The organism is Mycobacterium sp. (genome assembly GCF_046330795.1).
Lineage (GTDB): Bacteria > Actinomycetota > Actinomycetes > Mycobacteriales > Mycobacteriaceae > Mycobacterium.
The window spans coordinates 849068-867279 of the sequence record NZ_JAXLSA010000002.1; the positions used below are offsets into that span (position 1 = coordinate 849068).

At 67.9% G+C, this 18212-nt stretch carries 15 protein-coding genes and 2 tRNA genes; 13 read left to right on the forward strand and 4 right to left on the reverse strand.

What is annotated here, in order from left to right; all coding sequences use genetic code 11:
- Positions 1-2: 2 nt before the first annotated feature.
- The 4 genes from U0R18_RS11220 to U0R18_RS11235 all read left to right on the forward strand — a co-directional run bounded on the left by U0R18_RS11220 (position 3) and on the right by U0R18_RS11235 (position 4308).
- A complete protein-coding gene (locus U0R18_RS11220; RefSeq protein WP_526368226.1) occupies positions 3-962 on the forward strand; it encodes an isopenicillin N synthase family dioxygenase in 960 nt (319 codons plus the stop codon).
- A gap of 164 nt (positions 963-1126) precedes the next feature.
- Positions 1127-1606 (forward strand): ribose-5-phosphate isomerase, encoded by a 480-nt coding sequence (locus U0R18_RS11225; RefSeq protein ID WP_526368227.1) that lies wholly within the window; start codon positions 1127-1129, stop codon positions 1604-1606.
- Positions 1607-1612: 6 nt separating this feature from the next.
- On the forward strand, positions 1613-2422 hold the full coding sequence (locus tag U0R18_RS11230) for an Fpg/Nei family DNA glycosylase (RefSeq protein ID WP_526368228.1): 810 nt from the start codon (positions 1613-1615) through the stop codon (positions 2420-2422).
- A 197-nt stretch (positions 2423-2619) separates the two neighbouring features.
- On the forward strand, positions 2620-4308 hold the full coding sequence (locus U0R18_RS11235) for a cation:proton antiporter (RefSeq protein ID WP_526368229.1): 1689 nt from the start codon (positions 2620-2622) through the stop codon (positions 4306-4308).
- A gap of 19 nt (positions 4309-4327) precedes the next feature.
- Here U0R18_RS11235 and U0R18_RS11240 read toward each other — a convergent pair whose 3' ends face one another.
- Positions 4328-5167: a DUF1542 domain-containing protein gene (locus tag U0R18_RS11240; protein ID WP_526368230.1), complete on the reverse strand. Its 840-nt coding sequence runs from the start codon at positions 5165-5167 to the stop codon at positions 4328-4330.
- A 179-nt stretch (positions 5168-5346) separates the two neighbouring features.
- Here U0R18_RS11240 and U0R18_RS11245 point away from each other — a divergent pair, with 179 nt between their 5' ends.
- Together U0R18_RS11245 and U0R18_RS11250 are read left to right on the forward strand one after the other, a co-directional pair.
- Entirely contained in the window at positions 5347-8175 is a 2829-nt protein-coding gene (locus U0R18_RS11245) for a M4 family metallopeptidase (protein ID WP_526368231.1), read from the forward strand.
- Between the two features lie 555 nt (positions 8176-8730).
- Positions 8731-9237, forward strand: a complete 507-nt coding sequence (locus U0R18_RS11250; protein WP_526368232.1) for an MBOE_33420 family protein — start codon at positions 8731-8733, stop codon at positions 9235-9237.
- Positions 9238-9288: 51 nt separating this feature from the next.
- Here U0R18_RS11250 and U0R18_RS11255 read toward each other — a convergent pair.
- Positions 9289-9359, reverse strand: a tRNA-Gly gene (locus U0R18_RS11255).
- 149 nt (positions 9360-9508) lie between these two features.
- Between U0R18_RS11255 and U0R18_RS11260 the strand changes: the two genes are divergently transcribed.
- From U0R18_RS11260 to clpX, 5 genes are all read left to right on the forward strand, one after another.
- Positions 9509-9582, forward strand: a tRNA-Pro gene (locus tag U0R18_RS11260).
- A gap of 54 nt (positions 9583-9636) precedes the next feature.
- Entirely contained in the window at positions 9637-11064 is a 1428-nt protein-coding gene (gene tig, locus U0R18_RS11265; protein WP_526368233.1) for a trigger factor, read from the forward strand.
- 92 nt (positions 11065-11156) lie between these two features.
- Positions 11157-11750: a ClpP family protease gene (locus U0R18_RS11270; protein WP_526368234.1), complete on the forward strand. Its 594-nt coding sequence runs from the start codon at positions 11157-11159 to the stop codon at positions 11748-11750.
- On the forward strand, positions 11747-12376 hold the full coding sequence (gene clpP2 / locus U0R18_RS11275; protein ID WP_526368235.1) for an ATP-dependent CLP protease proteolytic subunit ClpP2: 630 nt from the start codon (positions 11747-11749) through the stop codon (positions 12374-12376). Before U0R18_RS11270 ends, clpP2 begins: the two co-directional genes overlap by 4 nt.
- Before the next feature lie 314 nt (positions 12377-12690).
- Positions 12691-13974, forward strand: a complete 1284-nt coding sequence (gene clpX, locus U0R18_RS11280; RefSeq protein ID WP_526368236.1) for an ATP-dependent Clp protease ATP-binding subunit ClpX — start codon at positions 12691-12693, stop codon at positions 13972-13974.
- 89 nt (positions 13975-14063) lie between these two features.
- On the opposite strand, the gene fdhD is transcribed toward clpX, so the two are convergent.
- Both fdhD and U0R18_RS11290 read right to left on the reverse strand, forming a co-directional pair.
- The gene (gene fdhD / locus U0R18_RS11285; RefSeq protein ID WP_526368237.1) at positions 14064-14900 is read right to left on the reverse strand and encodes a formate dehydrogenase accessory sulfurtransferase FdhD; all 837 of its coding nucleotides are present in this window, start codon (positions 14898-14900) and stop codon (positions 14064-14066) included.
- Positions 14888-17215 carry an FdhF/YdeP family oxidoreductase gene (locus U0R18_RS11290; RefSeq protein WP_526368238.1) on the reverse strand — a complete coding sequence of 776 codons (2328 nt, stop codon included), beginning with the start codon at positions 17213-17215 and terminating at the stop codon, positions 14888-14890. The genes fdhD and U0R18_RS11290 overlap by 13 nt, the downstream gene beginning before the upstream one ends.
- Positions 17216-17286: 71 nt before the next feature.
- On the opposite strand from U0R18_RS11290, the gene U0R18_RS11295 reads away from it, so the two are divergent.
- Together U0R18_RS11295 and U0R18_RS11300 are read left to right on the forward strand one after the other, a co-directional pair.
- Positions 17287-17643 (forward strand): DUF732 domain-containing protein, encoded by a 357-nt coding sequence (locus tag U0R18_RS11295; protein WP_526368239.1) that lies wholly within the window; start codon positions 17287-17289, stop codon positions 17641-17643.
- Between the two features lie 10 nt (positions 17644-17653).
- Positions 17654-18100, forward strand: coding sequence for a DUF5078 domain-containing protein (locus tag U0R18_RS11300; protein ID WP_526368240.1), 447 nt, complete (start codon positions 17654-17656; stop codon positions 18098-18100).
- Positions 18101-18212 lie beyond the last annotated feature (112 nt).

Below are 18212 nucleotides of genomic sequence, written 5' to 3' on the forward strand. Positions count from 1 at the left end.
TGATGAGTGCCATTGCCACAGTGGATATTTCGCGCTGGCGATCCGGCGGGGCCGAGGCCGATGCACTGGCCGTGGAGGTCGACGAGGGCCTGCAGCGGGCCGGGTTCATCGTGGTCACCGGCCACGGCGTGGACCCCGACCTGCCGGCCCGGGTGCGGGGCGCCAGCCGGAAGTTCTTCGCGCTGCCCGACGACGTCAAGGGGCGGTACTCGGTACCGGTGGGTGGGCACGGCTGGATCGGGCCGGGTGCCGAGGCCAACGCCTACGCCGAGGGCACCGAGACCCCGCCGGATCTCAAGGAGAGCTACAGCCTGGGTGCGGAAACCGCCACCGGTGATCCCGATGTGGACCGAATCTGGTTCGCGCCCAACGTCTGGCCCACCGAGGTGCCCGAACTCGAGGCACTGGTCAACGAGTACACCGCGGCGATGCGCCGGGTGTCCGACGACCTGCTGGCACTGTTCGCCCGCGCGCTGGATCTGCCGGAGAACCCATTCGCCGCGATGGCCAGCCGGCCTACCTGGACCATGAACATCAACCACTACCCGCCCGTCAGCGTCGTCGGCGAACCCGAGCCCGGGCAGTTCCGCATCGGCCCGCACACCGACTTCGGCACCGTGACGGTCCTGGACCGCGAGCCCGGTGCCGGTGGCCTGCAGGTGTATTCCGAACAGGCGGGCTGGGAGGACGCACCGTGGGAACCCGGCTCGTTGACGGTCAATATCGGTGACCTGCTCGAGTACTGGAGCGGACGGCGCTGGCCGTCGGGCCGGCACCGGGTGCTGCCGCCGCAGCCGGAGGCGCCGGAAGAGGATCTGGTGTCGCTGATCTACTTCTATGAGGCCAACCACGACGCGGTGGTCACACCGCTGGAACCGCCGCTGGGCAAGGTATCGGGCCTGGAGCCGGTGACCTCGAGCGCCTTCATCAAGGAACGCCTCGACGCCATCACGGTCGGATAGGAGCGCCGTCATCCCCGCGAGCTGATCCTCCAGCGGTGCCGCGGCGCTGCGTGGCTCCGTAGGCGATGCGCACCGCCCGATGCCGGTCCGCCACGCCGCGCGTTCCGGCGAAGTCATGTGCACCCTCGGCGGTGGTGGTGCACCGCGCAGTAGGGTTACCAGCCATGCGCGTCTACCTCGGCGGCGACCATGCCGGATACGAACTCAAGCAGGCCATTATCGAACACCTGACGGCCACCGGGCACGAGCCCGTCGACTGCGGCGCCTTCGATTACGACGCCGAGGACGACTACCCGGCGTTCTGCATCGCCGCGGCCGTCCGGACCGTCGCTGACCCGGGCAGCCTGGGCATCGTCCTCGGCGGTTCGGGCAATGGTGAGCAGATCGCGGCCAACAAGGTGCCGGGCGCGCGGTGCGCGCTGGCCTGGAGCGTCGAGACCGCGAAACTGGCCCGCGAGCACAACAACGCCCAGCTGATCGGCATCGGCGGGCGCATGCACTCCACCGAGGAGGCACTGGCGATCGTCGACGCCTTCCTGAGCACGGCATGGTCGGAGGCGCCGCGCCACCAGCGTCGCATCGACATCCTGGCGGACTACGAGAAGACACACGTTCCGCCCGCGGTCCCCGGCGACCCCGAATAGTCCCCGGTGCCCGAGGGCCACACGCTGCACCGGCTGGCCCGGCTGCATCAACGCCGCTACGGCCGGGCACCGGTACGCGTCGGCAGCCCGCAGGGCAGGTTCACCGACGGGGCCGCGCTGGTCGACGGCCATGTCCTGCGCACCGCCGAGGCCTACGGCAAGCACCTGTTCCACCACTACTCACGTCCCGGCGGCGGGGAGCATGTGGTGCACATCCATCTCGGGCTGTACGGCACCTTCAGTGAGTTCGACACCTCCGACATCCCCGATCCGGTGGGGCAGGTCCGGATGCGCATGGTCGGCGCCGAGTACGGCACCGACCTGCGCGGGCCGACGCGGTGTGAGGTGATCGACGAGGCCCAGGTCGCTGACGTGGTCGCCGGACTGGGTCCCGACCCGCTGCGCGCCGACGCGGACCCGGCCCGGGCCTGGCGGCGAATCACCAAGTCCCGCAAGGCAATCGGTGTGCTACTGATGGACCAGTCGGTGCTCGCCGGGGTCGGTAACGTGTACCGCAGTGAACTGCTGTACCGGAATCGCATCGACCCGTTCCGGCCCGGCACCACCATCACTGCCGCCGAGTTCGACGCGATGTGGACCGACCTGGTGGCGCTGATGAAGGTGGGCGTGCGGCGCGGGAAGATCATCGTGATGCGGCCCGAGGACGACCACGGCGCGCCGTCGTACGGACCCGGTCGCCCGCGGACCTACGTCTATCGTCGCGCCGGCGAACCGTGCCGGGTCTGTGGCAGCGACGTACGCACGGTCGTGCTCGAGGGCCGCAACCTGTTCTGGTGCCCGACCTGTCAGTGCTGATCGCCGAACCCGACGATTCAGTTGTCGCCGGGCCTCTTGCTCGCGGAACTGCACCGCTCGCCGAACCCGACGATTCAGTTGTCGCCGGGCCTCTTGCTCGCGGAACTGCACCGCTCGCCGAACCCGACGAAATTGCGGATTCTTCTCGGACTTTTCCGCCCGTTTGAACGTTCGGGCGTGGTGGGGGAAACTTCGGCGTGGAACTGATCCTGGTCGTCGTCGGCGCCATCGTCGTCACCGCCATCGCACACCGCCGCGGGCTCGAGCCGGCGTTGATCATTGTGGTGATCGGCATCGCCGCATCGTTCCTGCCCGGTTTCGAGGCACCCGAACTGGATTCGGGGATCCTGCTGACGGTGGTGCTGCCGCCGCTGCTGTACTCCGCGGCGCTGGCCTTCTCGTTCCCGACCTTCCTGCGCAACATCAAACCCATCCTCGGCCTGGGGGTGGGACTCGTCGTCGTCACCGCATTCACCGTCGCCGCGATCTCGGCATGGCTGGTGGTCGTGCCGCTGGCGTTCGCGACCGCCCTGGTGCTCGGTGCGATCGTCGCCCCGCCCGACGCGGTCACCGCGGTGGCGGTCGGGCGCAAACTCGGCCTGCCCAAACGCGTGATGGCGATCCTGACGGGCGAGAGCCTCATCAACGACGCCGCCGCGCTGACGTTGTTCTCCATCGCCGTTGCGCACGTCGCCGGTAGCCACACCTTCATCGAGAACCCGGTCCTGCTGTTCGGTTACTCCGCATTGATCGGTCCGGTGGTCGGTGCGACGCTCGGCTACCTCACGTTGTGGATCCGGCGACGGCTGGCCAACCCCGGCCTCGAGACCGTGCAGGGCCTGCTGGTGCCGTTCGCCGCGTTCATCGCCGCGGAGCACCTGCACGCCTCCGGGGTGCTGGCCGTCGTCGTGGCCGGATTCGTCGTCGGCGCGGGAACCCTGGACGCCGGCTATCAGACGCGCTTGCAGGAGCGCTACGTGTGGAATTCCGTGGACGTGCTGCTCGAGGCGTTCGTCTTCGCCTACATCGGTCTGCATCTGCGGTTCGTGCTCGAGGATCTGCGCGAAGCGCACGAGTCCCTGACCGAGGTCGCGGTGGCCTCCGCCGTGGTACTGGCGATCGTGCTCGTCATCCGGCCACTGTCGGTGTTCGCGATGTTCGGTCGCGGCGTGCTGTCCCGGCAGGTGGACCGGCGGCTGAGCGTGCCCATCCCGGATGGTGGCGGCCGCGGGGCGTTGGGGACCCGCAAACGGTCCCGGCCGCCGGGCAAGTGGCGGTCCCGGATCGACAACCGGGCGCTGAGCTGGGCCGAGAACGTCGTCGTGTCGTGGACCGGGATGCGCGGCGTGGTCACGCTGGCCGCCGCCGCGGCGATCCCGACCGTCACCGCTGCCGGGGAACCGTTCCCGGAGCGGGCGACCATCCAGGCCATCGCGTTCGTGGTCAGCGTCGGCACGCTGCTGCTGCAGGGGTGGACATTGCCGTTGCTGATCCGCCGGCTGGACCTGTCCGCCGACGACGAGCTGGCATACGGCCATCGGGAGACCGAGAAGGCCGAGCGGCTGGTGCGCGACGCCGCGGGGACGGTGCTCGCCGAGTTCGAGGCGAACCCGCCGGCCGGCCTGTCGCCCCGAGTGGTCGGTGAGATGGTCAGCGTCATCTCGCGGCATGCCCAGGATGCCGACGAGATGCCCGACCCCGAGGCGCACACGCTGCGCGCCGAGGTGTTCTCCGCGCTCTACCGCGAGGTGCTGTCCGCGCAGCGCGGCGCGCTGATCGTCCGGCGCGACGCCGGCGACATCGACGAGGAGGCGGTTCGGGCCATGCTCGAACGCCTGGATCTGCAGGAGGCCGGCGTGTCCGCGCGGCTGGAGAGCCGCTTCTGACTTTCGCCGAACCCGAGGGTCAGAAGTCGAAGCCCCCGAAGTCCCCGCCGCCGAAATCGCCGCCGCCCGAGTCGCCGAACCATCCGCCGCCATCGGCGCCACCGCCGGAATCCCAGCCGCCGCCGTCGAACCCACCGCCATCGGCGCCGGCGTCGAAGTCGCCCTGTCCCGCGTCGAGGCCCGCGTCATAGCCCTGGTCGAATCCGGAACCGTAACCGCTCTCGAAGGCGTTCGAGTCATAGCCGACTCCGTGCATGCCGGAGAACATCGCATCGAAGAGCATCACCGAGCCCAGGCCCCAGGCGCCGGCCACCAACGCCGGCTTCCACCACGGCTCGGAGTACCAGCCGGCGGGCACCGGCCGGCCGGCGACCCGACCGCCGGGGTAGTAGTTCGGGGTGCGCTGCGACGGCACCGGCGAGGCCTCGATCTCGCGGCCCTCGAAATTCACGCGGCGATCCTCGGTCACCGACCCGGCCGACTTCTGGCCATGCAGGCCTTCGAGTTCCGGCCCGGGATCCATCCCCATCGCGGTACGCGCGGCGCGGACGTAATAGAGGCCCTCGAGAGCGCTTTCCTTGGCCAGCAGCGCCTGCTTGGCGGTGGTGGCCTGCTCGATCTGGGCGGACGCCGCGGTGTAGCGCTCCGACGCGTCGGCCATCGCCTGCTTGGAGGCGTCGTCGGTACCGGAAATGTTGAGGACCTGCCCACCGAGCCGCTCGATCACTCGGCGGGCGTCGGCCTTCGCGTCGGCCAACGAGGACTCGTTGCGACGGCCCGTGGCGCGCGAGGAGCTGAACATGACGAACCCGAGACCAACCACGACCAACAGGATCAAGATCAACAGGCCGGTATTCATGGCGCCCAGCGTACCCACAGGAACCAAGTCGGCCCTTTTCGGCAAACCGGTCTGCTAAATTGACGCACGGTCAAACCGCGGCCGACGTCACCGTGCAAACACGCACTCGCGACGCCACGCACAAGCCCCAGGGGGTGCGCTTGGCACTTCGCGATCTTTGCGCGCCGTCGGCGCCGCTCATGCGCATCGGTGTCGCCACTGCCGGCGTCGCTGCCGTCATCGCACTCGGTCAGGGAACCGCCGCCGCGACGCCGTCCGATCCGGCCGACACCGCGGGGAGTTCCAGCAGCGGTGCCGAATCCGCCGGAACCGCTTCATCTTCGGCCACCGGCGCCGGCGCCGCCCAGACCGCGGACACCGGAAAGAGCACCGACCCGGAAACCGGCCAGCCGTCGGCGGCCGCGACCGCCACGCCCGGGGCTGCCGACGATGCGGACGACGCCGACGAACTCGGGTCGGCCGCCGCAGACCCCACGGCGACCGCCGAGCCGACGACCGAGGACAAGTCCGAGGCGTCCACGGAACCCACGGCCGCGGATTCCGAGCAGGTCGCTCCGGACGGCGCCGGGCAGGATAGCGAAGCGGTTCAGCACACCGGGCACACGCCCGCGGCCACCCCGTCGGCTGCCACCGCGCGGCCCACGGAAACGGCGTCGGCGGACGCGGACACGACGCAACCGGCTGCCGGCACGCGCACCGTTTCGGTGGCCGCGACGACCTCGGCGGTCGCACCGGAAGTGGCGGAAACCGTTGCCGTCCGCAGCCCCGAGGCTTCGGCCACGTCGGTGGCAACCCTGAGCGCGGCCCCCGCCGCGCCGCGCGTGACCGTCAAGAGCATGGTCACCGATGTCCTGACCTGGATCGGCCTGGCGCCGCTGGCCACCGACCTCCCGATTCCGGAGACGCCCGTGTCGGCGATGATCCAGTCGCTGTGGCTCGGTGTGCGGGAACTCCAGTACTACTTCAACAATCAGCGCCCCACCGCCGCGCCCACCCTGAGCGGGCAGGGCCTGGGCGGGACCATCGCCGGCGGCCTGAACGCCACCGACTACGACGACGCCACGCTGACCTACAACGTGGTGTCCGGGCCCAAGCGCGGCACCCTGACCGTCGACGCGCAGGGCAACTTCACCTATACCCCCAACGCCGCGGTCGCGGCCGGCGGCGGCACCGACACGTTCACCATCTCCGTCGACGACAACGCCGGGAACCCGGCGCACGTCCACGGGTTGCTCGGCCTGCTCGGCCTGGCGGGTCCGGTCACCAAGACCATCACGGTGTCGGTCAGCCCCGCCGGCGTCGCCGCCACCCAGGGAACCGGCCCGGCCGCGCTGAACCTCACCGATCTGCAGGCCCGCAGCGACCTGTCCGTCGGCACCAGCGCTGGCGGCACCGTCACCAACATCGACGGAACGTTCACCAACGCGTTGGTCTTCAATGCCGCCGATGCCGCCGCCGTGCTGAATGCGGCAGCCCGAATGCTCGGTGCTCCAACGGATTTTGCCACCCAGGACGCCATCGTCACCCAGGCCGCGGCGGCCACCGCCACGGCGGCCGCCGAAACCTTCTACCGGCTCTCCGAGAGTGTGGACGGCCTGGCCGTCCTGGGTGGGGACGTCATCCTGGTGGTCGGTGAGAACGGTGCTGTCACAGGACTTTTCAGCCATTACGTCACCCTGCCCGACGGGGTTGACCTGACCGCCGACGCCGTGGTCGACGAGGAGGCCGAGGCGCGGCTGTACGCGAGCGCGGCGTATCTGACCGAGACCGCCGCCGCGGCCCCCGACCCGCAGACGCTGGCCGGGTTCATCGCCGGATCGACGTTCCAGGACGACCTGGTGGTCTATGCGCTGGACTCCGACGTCGCACCCACCCTGGCCTGGCGGGTGAAGGTGATCGTGACGAAACCCCTTGGGGCCGAGTCGGATACGGGCGTCGACTCCGGAGCCACGGTGTACCTGTACGCCAACGGATCCAAGGCGGGTCAGGTCATCGTGCAGGTGGCCAACCTGGAGGCCGTGGCAACCACCGACACGGTGGCCGACGCGCTCGGCAAGCAGCGCACCATCACTTACCGGACGACGACCTTCTTTTTCTTCTTCAACAGCTACTCGCTCATCGACGACGTCCGCAACATCACGACGTACCAGACCACATACTCATGGTTCGGTTTCGGCGGGCCGTCGCTGCCCGGTTCGGTGGTCCAGAAGGGCTCGAGCGGGTGGGACACCTCGGCGATCTCGGCGTTCGCCAACACCGAGGCCGTCTACGACTTCTACAAGAACACGCTGGGCCTGACGTCGTTCGACGGGAAGGGCGCCGCCGTGAAGGTCAGCATCAACTACAACCCCACCGCGCTGCTCTTCACCCCCGTGTACAACAACGCGTACTGGGACCCCAGCATCAAGCAGTTCGTCATCGGCAACGGCGGAACCCTCGGGAACGCCGAGGATGTGCTCGGCCACGAGTACACCCACGCGGTCGTCAGCTCCATCCTGGGCGGCTCGGCCCTGAGCACGGGGGAGTCCGGCTCCCTCAACGAGGCCCTGGCCGACATCCTCGGCAACTTGGCCGAGGGCAAGACCGATTCCGGCCGCTGGCTGCTCGGCGAGGATTCGACATTCCCGGGCGGCGTGGTGCGCAACCTGTCCAACCCGTCCGCGGTGACGACGGCCTACGGCGCGTACCGCACCAACTACGCCAACCGCTACACGGGCACCGGCGACGACGGCGGCGAGCACGTCAACAGCACCATCTTCAGCTACGCCGCCTACAAGATGATGACCGATCCGGCAACCAGCGCGGTCACCTCGGCGCAGTGGTCAGAACTGTTCTACCGCACGATCTACCGCCTGAGCGCGTCGGCGAAATTCGTCGACGGACGGGCCGCGGTGCTCAACGCGGCGAATGCGTTGGGCTTCACCGCCGCGCAGCAGGCGGCCATGGCGGCGGCATTCGATTCGGTGGGGATCACGGCCGCGGCGACGGCATCGACCATCGCGGTCTGAACCCCCCGCTAGGGCGAGGGCGTCGGCAGCGGCAGAGCTGTCGGTGTGGGTAGCGGAAGTGGTTGCGGCGTCGGCTGCGGAAGTGCCGCGGGGGTGGGCAACGGAAGTGGCTGCGGTGTCGGCAATGGCATTGCCGTTGGTGTCGGTAACGGGGCCGGTAGGGGCGTCGGCGTCGGTTGCGGCAGAGGTGTTGCCACCGCGGGTGCGCGGGAACAGAACTGGCCGAGGGGGACGGAGCTGCCGTCGGCGCACTGGAATTTCGGGAGCGGACAGAACTGGCCCAGTTCGACGGAGGTGCCGTCCCAGCACGGGATCGGGCCTTGTTCGACGAACGGCGCCCGAACCGGCGCAGCTGGGGGGCTGAAACCCGCGGTGGCCAATGTGGCCGCGGCGAGAACCATCGCGGTGATCAACCTTCGTAGTGGTGCCATGGTTCACGCTCCCGGCCGGCCAGGATTCCCCGCCTGCGTCACACGGTAGTACCGCTCCGTGCAGGTGGAGGGGATTCGAGGTCAATTGCTGCCGGCCGCCGTCCCGATGTGTTAATCAGGCACGATGATGAGATTCGCGGCGCTGGTCGCCGTGGCCGCGAGTATCGCGTCGCCCGTCGCGCACGCCGATCGGGCCGAACCGCCACCGGTGTACGGGTACTACGACGTGACCATCGACTTCGCGCAGCAGACCTTCAACGGCACGCCGACCCCGATGACGTCGATGACGTTCCCCGTCGAATTCTCCACGCAGTGCGACGTGCACGGCTGTGTCATGCACATGGACAACAGCGGCGACCACGCGCGCAACCCGGGTGCCCCGGCGGCCTACGAATACCGATGGACCAACGACCGCTGGGAGACCAGCGGTGAGTATCCCTACTTCTGTGATCGCAACGACCCGGGCAGCATGGTTACCGCGTACCGCTCCGATTACTGGATCCCGAATCCGGACGGCAGCTTCGCCGGGATGCGCACCCTGACGATCGACGGTGCCGGATGCCCCGGCGAGGGGCCGGGCACCCACACGGTGCCGATCTCGATGACACCCGTCGATCCGCCGCCGGGATGACCTGTGAGGTGACCGCAAAACGCCTGATCGCCGCTACCAGCGGTCATTCGGAGCGGGCGACGGGAATCGAACCCGCGTAGCTAGTTTGGAAGACTAGGGCTCTACCATTGAGCTACGCCCGCATGCACTGCTTCGAGCCAGAACTGTACGGCCCGGCCGAGAGCAAATCCAACTCAGATCGACCGTGTGTCCGCTGACTGACTTGGCTCGAGCCTGCCTGCGGGCCGTAGGATGCCGGGGGCTTCGGAACATTCCCTAGCTCGTAGGCATTCGGGGTGTAGCGCAGCTTGGTAGCGCATCCGCTTTGGGAGCGGAAGGCCGCAGGTTCAAATCCTGTCACCCCGACTGAGCGACACCACCCCCAAACATGCCGAGTAACACATACATAGGAGTACCGCAGTGAAGAGCACCGTCGAGCAGCTGAGCCCCACCCGGGTGCGCCTCAATGTCGAGGTTCCCTTCGAGGAGCTCGAACCCGACTTCGACCGTGCGTTCAAGCAGCTGGCCAAGCAGATCCGGCTCCCCGGCTTCCGGCCCGGCAAGGCGCCGCGCAAGCTGCTCGAGGCCCGGGTCGGCCGCGGTGCCGTGCTGGAGCAGGTCGTCAACGACGCGCTGCCCGGCCGCTACAGCCAGGCCGTCAGCGAGACCGACGTCAAGCCGCTGGGCCAGCCCGACATCGACATCACCAAGATCGAGGACGGTCAGGAGCTGGTGTTCACCGCCGAGGTCGACGTCCGCCCCGAGATCACGCTGCCGGACCTGAGCTCGCTGAAGATCAGCGTCGACCCCGTCGTGGTCGAGGACGAGGACGTCGCCAAGGAGCTCGAGACGCTGCGCGCCCGGTTCGGGACGCTCACCGGCGTCGAGCGTCCGGTCGAGAGCGGCGACTTCGTGTCCATCGATCTGTCGGCCACCGTCGACGGCAACGACGTGCCCGAGGCCAAGACCGAGGGCCTGTCGCACGAGGTCGGCTCCGGCCAGCTCATCGACGGCCTGGATGACGCGCTGACCGGCATGGGCTCCGGGGAGACCAAGACCTTCACCACCAAGCTGGTCGCCGGTCCGCACGCGGGCCAGGACGCCGAGGTCACCGTGACGGTCGGTTCGGTCAAGGTGCGTGAGCTGCCCGAGGCCGACGACGAGTTCGCCCAGCTGGCCAGCGAGTTCGACACCATCGACGAGCTCAAGGAGAACCTGACCGAACAGGTCAAGCGCTACAAGAGCATTCAGCAGGCCGAGCAGATCCGCGACGCCGCCATCGAGACGCTGCTCGAGCAGACCGAGGTTCCGCTGCCGGAGAAGATCGTGCAGGCGCAGGTGGACGAGACCGTGCATCAGGCCATTCACGGGCTGGACCACAACGAGGACCGCTTCGCCGAAGTGCTGAAGGAGCAGGGCAGCTCGCGCGAGGAGTTCGACGCTGATGCCCGCACCAACGCCGAGAAGGCCGTCAAGACCCAGCTGCTGATGGACGCCGTGGCCGATGACCTGGCCATCGAGGTGGGCCAGAACGACATCAGCGACCGGCTGATGCTGATGTCGCGGCAGTACGGCATCGAGCCCCAGCAGCTGATCCAGCTGCTGCAGCAGAACAATCAGCTGCCGGCGATGTTCGCCGACGTGCGTCGCGGCCTGGCCGTGGCCGCCGTCGTCGAGGCCGCCACGGTCACGGACACCGACGGCACCGCGATCGACACCACCGAGTTCTTCGGGTCGCCGAGCGATGCCGATGAGCTGGTCTCCGACATCGAGCTCGACACCGAGGTGGCGGAGTCCGCCGACGCCGAAGACGCCTCCGCCGAGGGTGACGCAGCCGACGACGAGTGAGCTGTGAGCGAAAGCGCATGTCTAGCGCGTGCGCCTCGCTGAGCGTTGGTTAGTGTCGGTGGCAACACACACGAGAAAGCAGGTACCCCGTCGTGGCTGAAATGCGTTCCGGGTCCATGGGCCTGAACCTCACCGACTCGGTCTACGAGCGGTTGCTGGCCGAGCGGATCATCTTCCTGGGCACCCAGGTGGACGACGACATCGCCAATCGGCTGTGCGCCCAGATCCTCCTGCTGGCCGCCGAGGATCCCACCAAGGACATCAACCTCTACATCAACTCGCCGGGCGGCTCGGTCAGCGCCGGCATGGCCATCTACGACACCATGGTGCTCGCGCCGTGCGATGTCGCGACCTACGCGATGGGGATGGCCGCGTCGATGGGTGAGTTCCTGCTCGCCGCCGGCACCAAGGGCAAGCGGTTCGCCCTGCCGCACGCGCGGATCATGATGCATCAGCCGTCGGCCGGCATCGGCGGCAGCGCGGCCGACATCGCCATCCAGGCCGAGCAGTACGCCCTGACCAAGAAGGAGATGAACCGGCTCAACGCCGAGTTCACCGGTCAGACCTTGGAGCGCATCGAGGCGGACGCCGACCGGGACCGGTGGTTCACCGCGCCGGAGGCTCTCGAGTACGGCTTCGTCGACCACATCATCACCCGTGCCCACCTCAACGGGAGTGCCTCATGAGCATGAATCCGCAAGCGCGCTACATCCTGCCGTCGTTCATCGAGCACTCCAGCTTCGGTGTCAAGGAGTCCAACCCGTACAACAAGCTGTTCGAGGAGCGCATCATCTTCCTCGGCGTGCAGGTGGACGACGCCTCGGCCAACGACATCATGGCGCAGCTGCTGGTGCTCGAGTCGCTGGATCCCGACCGCGACATCACCATGTACATCAACTCGCCGGGCGGTTCGTTCACGTCGCTGATGGCGATCTACGACACCATGCAGTACGTCCGCGCCGACATCCAGACCGTGTGCCTCGGGCAGGCCGCATCGGCCGCGGCGGTACTGCTGGCCGCGGGTACGCCCGGCAAGCGGATGGCGCTGCCCAACGCGCGCGTGCTGATCCACCAGCCGGCCGTCGGCGGTGCGATCCAGGGCCAGGTCTCCGATCTGGAGATCCAGGCCGCCGAGATCGAGCGCATGCGCACGCTGATGGACAGCACCCTGGCCCGCCACACCGGCAAGGACGCCGCGATCATCCGCAAGGACACCGACCGCGACAAGATCCTGACGGCCGAGGAAGCCAAGGACTACGGCATCATCGACACGGTCCTCGAGTACCGGAAGCTGTCCGCCCAGCGGGTCTGACGCTCGTTGATCTCAGGTGTTCCGACGCTCTGCCCGGACCTGCCGTCCGTATGTCGGCCCGTGGCGTCGACGTCCTGCGATATCCGAATAACGCCGACGACACACTCGGGCCACAGCTGCGCGTCGTGCAAGCCGTTGAGGGGCTCAGGGGCTATGTTTTGGCGACAGCCGAATACCACGGACGCTATTCCCCTTATCGCTCGCCCGTTCGCGCAATAAGCAGGTAGCGTCGAGAAGAGCAACTTCGAATATCAACCAGGCACACCAGAAGACCGGTCGGCGCACCGGCACAGGGAAGTAGGGACCTCACCACCATGGCGCGTATCGGAGACGGCGGTGACCTGCTGAAATGCTCGTTCTGTGGCAAGAGTCAGAAGCAGGTCAAGAAGCTCATCGCCGGCCCCGGCGTGTACATCTGCGACGAGTGCATCGACCTGTGCAACGAAATCATCGAAGAGGAGCTCGCTGACGCCGACGACGTCAAGCTCGACGAGCTGCCCAAGCCGGCCGAGATCCGCGAGTTCCTGGAGAGCTACGTCATCGGCCAGGACACCGCCAAGCGCACGCTGGCCGTCGCCGTCTACAACCACTACAAGCGCATCCAGGCCGGCGAGAAGGGCCGCGAATCGCGCTCCGCGGAGCCCGTGGAGCTGGCCAAGTCCAACATCCTGATGCTGGGCCCCACCGGCTGCGGCAAGACCTACCTGGCCCAGACGCTGGCCAAGATGCTCAACGTCCCGTTCGCCATCGCGGACGCCACGGCTCTGACCGAGGCCGGCTACGTCGGCGAGGACGTCGAGAACATTCTGCTCAAGCTGATCCAGGCCGCCGACTACGACGTCAAGCGCGCCGAGACGGGCATCATCTACATCGACGAGGTCGACAAGATCGCCCGCAAGAGCGAGAACCCGTCGATCACCCGCGACGTCTCCGGTGAGGGTGTGCAGCAGGCGCTGCTGAAGATCCTGGAGGGCACGCAGGCCTCGGTGCCGCCGCAGGGTGGCCGCAAGCATCCGCACCAGGAGTTCATCCAGATCGACACCACCAACGTGCTGTTCATCGTTGCGGGTGCGTTCGCGGGGCTGGAGAAGATCGTCTCCGACCGGATCGGCAAGCGCGGTCTGGGCTTCGGCGCCGAGGTGCACTCGAAGGCCGACATCGACACCGCTGATCACTTCGCGGAGGTCATGCCGGAGGACCTGATCAAGTTCGGGCTGATCCCGGAGTTCATCGGCCGCTTGCCGGTCGTGGCGTCGGTGACCAACCTGGACAAGGAATCGCTGGTGCAGATCCTGTCCACGCCGAAGAACGCTCTGGTGAAGCAGTACACCCGGCTGTTCGAGATGGACGGCGTGGAACTGGAGTTCACCGACGACGCGCTCGAGGCCATCGCCGACCAGGCCATCCATCGCGGCACCGGGGCCCGCGGGCTGCGCGCCATCATGGAGGAAGTCCTGCTGCCGGTGATGTACGACATCCCCAGCCGCGACGACGTCGCCAAGGTGGTCGTCACCAAGGAGACCGTGCAGGACAATGTGCTGCCGACGATCGTGCCGCGCAAGCCCTCGCGGTCCGAGCGCAGGGACAAGAGCGCGTAGCCCCCTCGGGATCGTCCCCGGGTCATCTGTTCTGCGGTCGCTGCGACGAAGTTCGAGTAACTACCGCACCCAGCGCAGAACAGATCCGGTTATTGCTTGACCCGGTCGCTGCGGCTGTAGATGTTCATCGAGTCCCCGCGCAAGAAGCCGACCAACGTCAGCCCGGACTGCGTGGCCAGATCCACCGCGAGTGACGACGGCGCAGACACCGCCGCCATGATCGCGATGCCGGCCATCACCGCCTTCTGGGTCAGTTCGAACGACGCCCGTCCGCTGACCATCAGCACCGACCCCGACAGCGGGATCCGGCCGCGTTCCAGCGCCCAGCCGATGACCTTGTCCACGGCGTTGTGCCGCCCGATGTCCTCGCGCGCCACCATGAGGTCGCCGCCGACGGTGAACAGACCCGCGGCGTGCAGGCCGCCGGTGCTGGCGAACACCTTCTGCGCGTCGCGCAGGCGCGCGGGCAGGGCCACCAGGGTGTCGGCCGCGACGACCGTCGGGTCGTCTCCGGGACAGTGCCGGCTGATGGTCGTCACGGCATCCAACGATGCCTTCCCGCAGATCCCGCACGACGACGTGGTGTAGAAATTGCGCCGCACATCCTCCTCGGGCATCGGCACACCGGGCGCCAGCGTCACGTCGAGCACGTTGTAGGTGTTTTGCAAGAGGCCCGAGCCGTCCGCGCCGCCGCTGGAACAGTAGCGCGCGGCGGCCACGTCGTCACGGTCGCCGATCACTCCCTCGGTCAGCAGGAAGCCCTGGGCCAGTTCGACATCGGCGCCCGGCGTGCGCATGGTGACGGTCAGCGGCGTGCCGTTGAGCCGGATCTCGAGGGGCTCCTCGACGGCCAGGGTCTCGGCCCGCTTGGTGGCGGTGTCCGCGGTGAGACGCGTCGCCCGCCGCCGTGCGGTCACCCGGCCCATGCGTGATCCAATCTGATCACCACCGCCTTGGACACCGGGGTATTCGATCTTTCGGCGGTGTGGTCCAGTGGGATCAGCGGGTTGGTTTCGGGGTAGTAGGCCGCCGCGTTGCCGACCGGCGTCGAATACGGCACCACCAGAAAGTCTTTCGCGCGCCGCTCCTCGACGTCACCGTCGGGGCCAGGGAACTCCGAGATCAGGTCCACCCGGTCGCCGGCAGCCAGCCCCAGGGCGCCGATGTCGTCGGGGTTGACGAACACCACCCGCCGGCCGCCCTTGACGCCGCGGTAGCGGTCATCGAGGCCGTAGATGGTGGTGTTGTACTGATCATGGCTGCGCAGCGTCTGCAGCACCAGCCGGCCCGGCGGCACCGGAACCCAGCTCAGTGGTTCGACGGAGAAGTTGGCCCGGCCGGTGTGGGTGGGGAATTCGCGCGCATCGCGCGGCGGGTGCGGCAGCTGGAACCCGTCGGGGTGGCGGACCCGGCTGTTGTAGTCGGCGCAGCCCGGCACCACGTCGGCGATGGCGTCGCGGATCGCGTCGTAGTCGGCGCAGAACCGCTCCCACGGCACCGGATGGGCAGTGCCGAGCACTCGCCGGGCCAGCTGGCACACGATGGCGACCTCGCTGCGCAGCTGATCGCTCGGGGGGTGCAGCCGGCCGCGCGACAGGTGCACCATCGACATCGAATCCTCAACGGAGACAAGCTGTTTACCGCCGGCTTGGATGTCCCGGTCGGTGCGACCCAGCGTCGGCAGGATGAGCGCGGTGCGACCGTGCACCAGATGGCTGCGGTTGAGCTTGGTGGAGATCTGCACCGTCAACGCGCAACTGCGCAGTGCGGCCTCGGTCACTTCGGTGTCGGGGGTCGCCGAGACGAAGTTGCCACCCATGCCGACGAACACCGACGCCCGCCCGTCGCGCATCGCGCGGATCGCGTCAACCGTGTCGTAGCCGTGCTTGCGGGGTGTCTGGATATCGAAGCGGGCGTCGAGGGCCGCATGGAACCGCTCGGGCATCTTCTCCCAGATGCCCATGGTGCGGTCGCCCTGGACGTTGGAGTGCCCGCGAACCGGGCAGACACCGGCGCCCGGCTTGCCGATCATGCCGCGCATCAGCAACAGGTTGGTCGCTTCGCCGATGGTGGCCACGGCATGGCGTTGCTGGGTCAGGCCCATCGCCCAGCACATCACCGTGCGCTGCGAGGTGATCAGCATGTCGGCCACCCGGCCCAGCTGTTCGCGCGTGATGCCCGTGGCCGTCGCGACAATGTCCAGATCGACTGCGCGCGTCTGTTTCTCGTATTCGTCGAATCCGGCGCAGTGCGCGTCGATGAAGGCGCGGTCGACCACCGTGCCCGGGGCGGCGTCGTCGGCCTCGAGCAGCAGGCGGCCCAGCCCGGCGAACAGTGCCATGTCGCCGCCGATGCGGATCTGGACGAACTCGTCGGCAATCGGCACGCCGTGGCCGACCACGCCGTGCACCTTCTGCGGGTCCTTGAACCGGATCAGGCCGGCCTCGGGCAGAGGATTGACGGCAATGATCTTGGCGCCGTTGGCCTTTGCCTTCTCCAGCACCGACAGCATTCGGGGGTGGTTGGTGCCGGGGTTCTGCCCGGCGATGACGATGCAGTCGGCATGTTCGAGGTCGAGCACCGTCACCGAGCCCTTGCCGATGCCGATCGACTCCGTCAGCGCGGTACCCGAGGATTCGTGACACATGTTCGAGCAGTCCGGCAGGTTGTTGGTGCCGTAGCTGCGGACGAACAACTGATACAGGAACGCAGCCTCGTTGCTGGTGCGTCCGGAGGTGTAGAAGCACGCCTCGTCCGGGGAGGCCAGCGCCTGCAGATGCTCGGCGATCAGATCGTAGGCGCGGTCCCAGTCGACGGGGCGGTAGTGCGTATCGCCGGACTCGAGCACCATCGGATGGGTCAGCCGGCCCTGCTGGGACAACCAGTACTCGGGCTTGGCGGCGAGTTCGGCCACCGAATGGCGGGCGAAGAACTCGGGCGTCACGGTGCGTTTGGTCGCCTCCTCGGCAACTGCCTTCGCGCCGTTCTCGCAGAACTCGGCGAGCTTGCGGCCACCGGGCTCCTCCGGCCACGCGCAGCCCGGGCAGTCGAAGCCGTGCCGCTGGTTCAGCCGGGACAGCGCCGCCACGGTGCGCACCGGCCCCATCTCGGTGACTCCGCGCTGCAACGCCACCATGACGGCGGTGACGCCGGCGGCGTCGCGTTCGGCGCCCGTAGCGGCTACGGCACGCTCGTCGAAGTCGGCGTCGATGTCCTGGTCGGGGTGGCGGCGACGGCCCATGTGATCAAGGGTATGCCCCGATACTGGGCCTGAGGCACCACGGCAGCCTTAGACAAGCTAAGATCTTCTCCATGAAGCGATCGTTGTCTGCGCTGACTGCCGTCCTGGCACTGTCCGTCATCACCCCCGCCACCGCGCACGCCGACGTCGACACCGATTTCCAGAACACGCTGCACACCTTCGGCATCTACGGCCAGCGCGACTTCAACGCGTGGATCGGCAAGCTGACCTGTGAACGCCTGAACCGCGGGGTCGACCACGACGCCTACGCGTCGCAGCATTTCGTCGCCAACCAGCTCGACCGGCATTCGACCGAGGCGCAGACGTGGCAGTTCCTCGGCCTCGCGATCGCCACATACTGCCCGGATCAGCTGCCGGTCCTGCAACGCGCATCCGTCAATTCCGGGTCCGCCGAGATTCCCAACTAGGAGTGACAACATGGTCCGCAAGCGCATGAGGATGACGATCGCCGCCGTGGCCGTCGGCGCCAGCGTCCTGGCCGTCCCCGGGGTCGCGTCCGCCGACGCCACCGACGACTACCCGATCCCGAACCGGATCCTCAAGACGCCGTGCACCGCGCAGCAGATCATGCTGGCCGCCCGCGATGTGGAGCCCATCTACTTCGAGCGCTACATGACCGACTACAAGAACAAGCCGGCCGCCGATCAGCAGGCCGCCCGCGACCGCATCAACTGGTTCTTCTCGCTGGATTACGCCGGCCGCCGGCAGTACTCCGAGAACACCGCCACCAATGCGTTCTTCGAGTCCATGGCGTGGCGCTGGCCCAACTGGGCGAAGCTGTTCTTCAACAACAAGGGCGTCGCCGCGCACACCACCGACGTGTGCCAGAACTACCCGGACGATCAGAACATCTGGAATTGGTGATCTGACTTCACCCTCCGATCTGTTCAGCGGTCAGTGCTGCTCTCTCAGATCTGTTCAGTGATCCGTGCGAAGAAGTGCGAGTAGCGGTCGCACAGAACGCTGAACAGATCAA

Excerpts from the sequence above, each read along its gene's own strand:
- clpP2 (WP_526368235.1), top strand. The coding sequence starts at position 11,747 with ATGAGCATGAATCCGCAAGCGCGCTACATCCTGCCGTCGTTCATCGAG.
- U0R18_RS11295 (WP_526368239.1), top strand. The coding sequence starts at position 17,287 with ATGAAGCGATCGTTGTCTGCGCTGACTGCCGTCCTGGCACTGTCCGTC.
- U0R18_RS11300 (WP_526368240.1), top strand. The coding sequence starts at position 17,654 with ATGGTCCGCAAGCGCATGAGGATGACGATCGCCGCCGTGGCCGTCGGC.
- U0R18_RS11220 (WP_526368226.1), top strand. The coding sequence starts at position 3 with ATGAGTGCCATTGCCACAGTGGATATTTCGCGCTGGCGATCCGGCGGG.
- U0R18_RS11225 (WP_526368227.1), top strand. The coding sequence starts at position 1,127 with ATGCGCGTCTACCTCGGCGGCGACCATGCCGGATACGAACTCAAGCAG.
- U0R18_RS11250 (WP_526368232.1), top strand. The coding sequence starts at position 8,731 with ATGATGAGATTCGCGGCGCTGGTCGCCGTGGCCGCGAGTATCGCGTCG.
- U0R18_RS11240 (WP_526368230.1), bottom strand. The coding sequence starts at position 5,167 with ATGAATACCGGCCTGTTGATCTTGATCCTGTTGGTCGTGGTTGGTCTC.
- fdhD (WP_526368237.1), bottom strand. The coding sequence starts at position 14,900 with ATGGGCCGGGTGACCGCACGGCGGCGGGCGACGCGTCTCACCGCGGAC.
- U0R18_RS11245 (WP_526368231.1), top strand. The coding sequence starts at position 5,347 with ATGCGCATCGGTGTCGCCACTGCCGGCGTCGCTGCCGTCATCGCACTC.
- clpX (WP_526368236.1), top strand. The coding sequence starts at position 12,691 with ATGGCGCGTATCGGAGACGGCGGTGACCTGCTGAAATGCTCGTTCTGT.
- U0R18_RS11290 (WP_526368238.1), bottom strand. The coding sequence starts at position 17,215 with ATGGGCCGTCGCCGCCACCCCGACCAGGACATCGACGCCGACTTCGAC.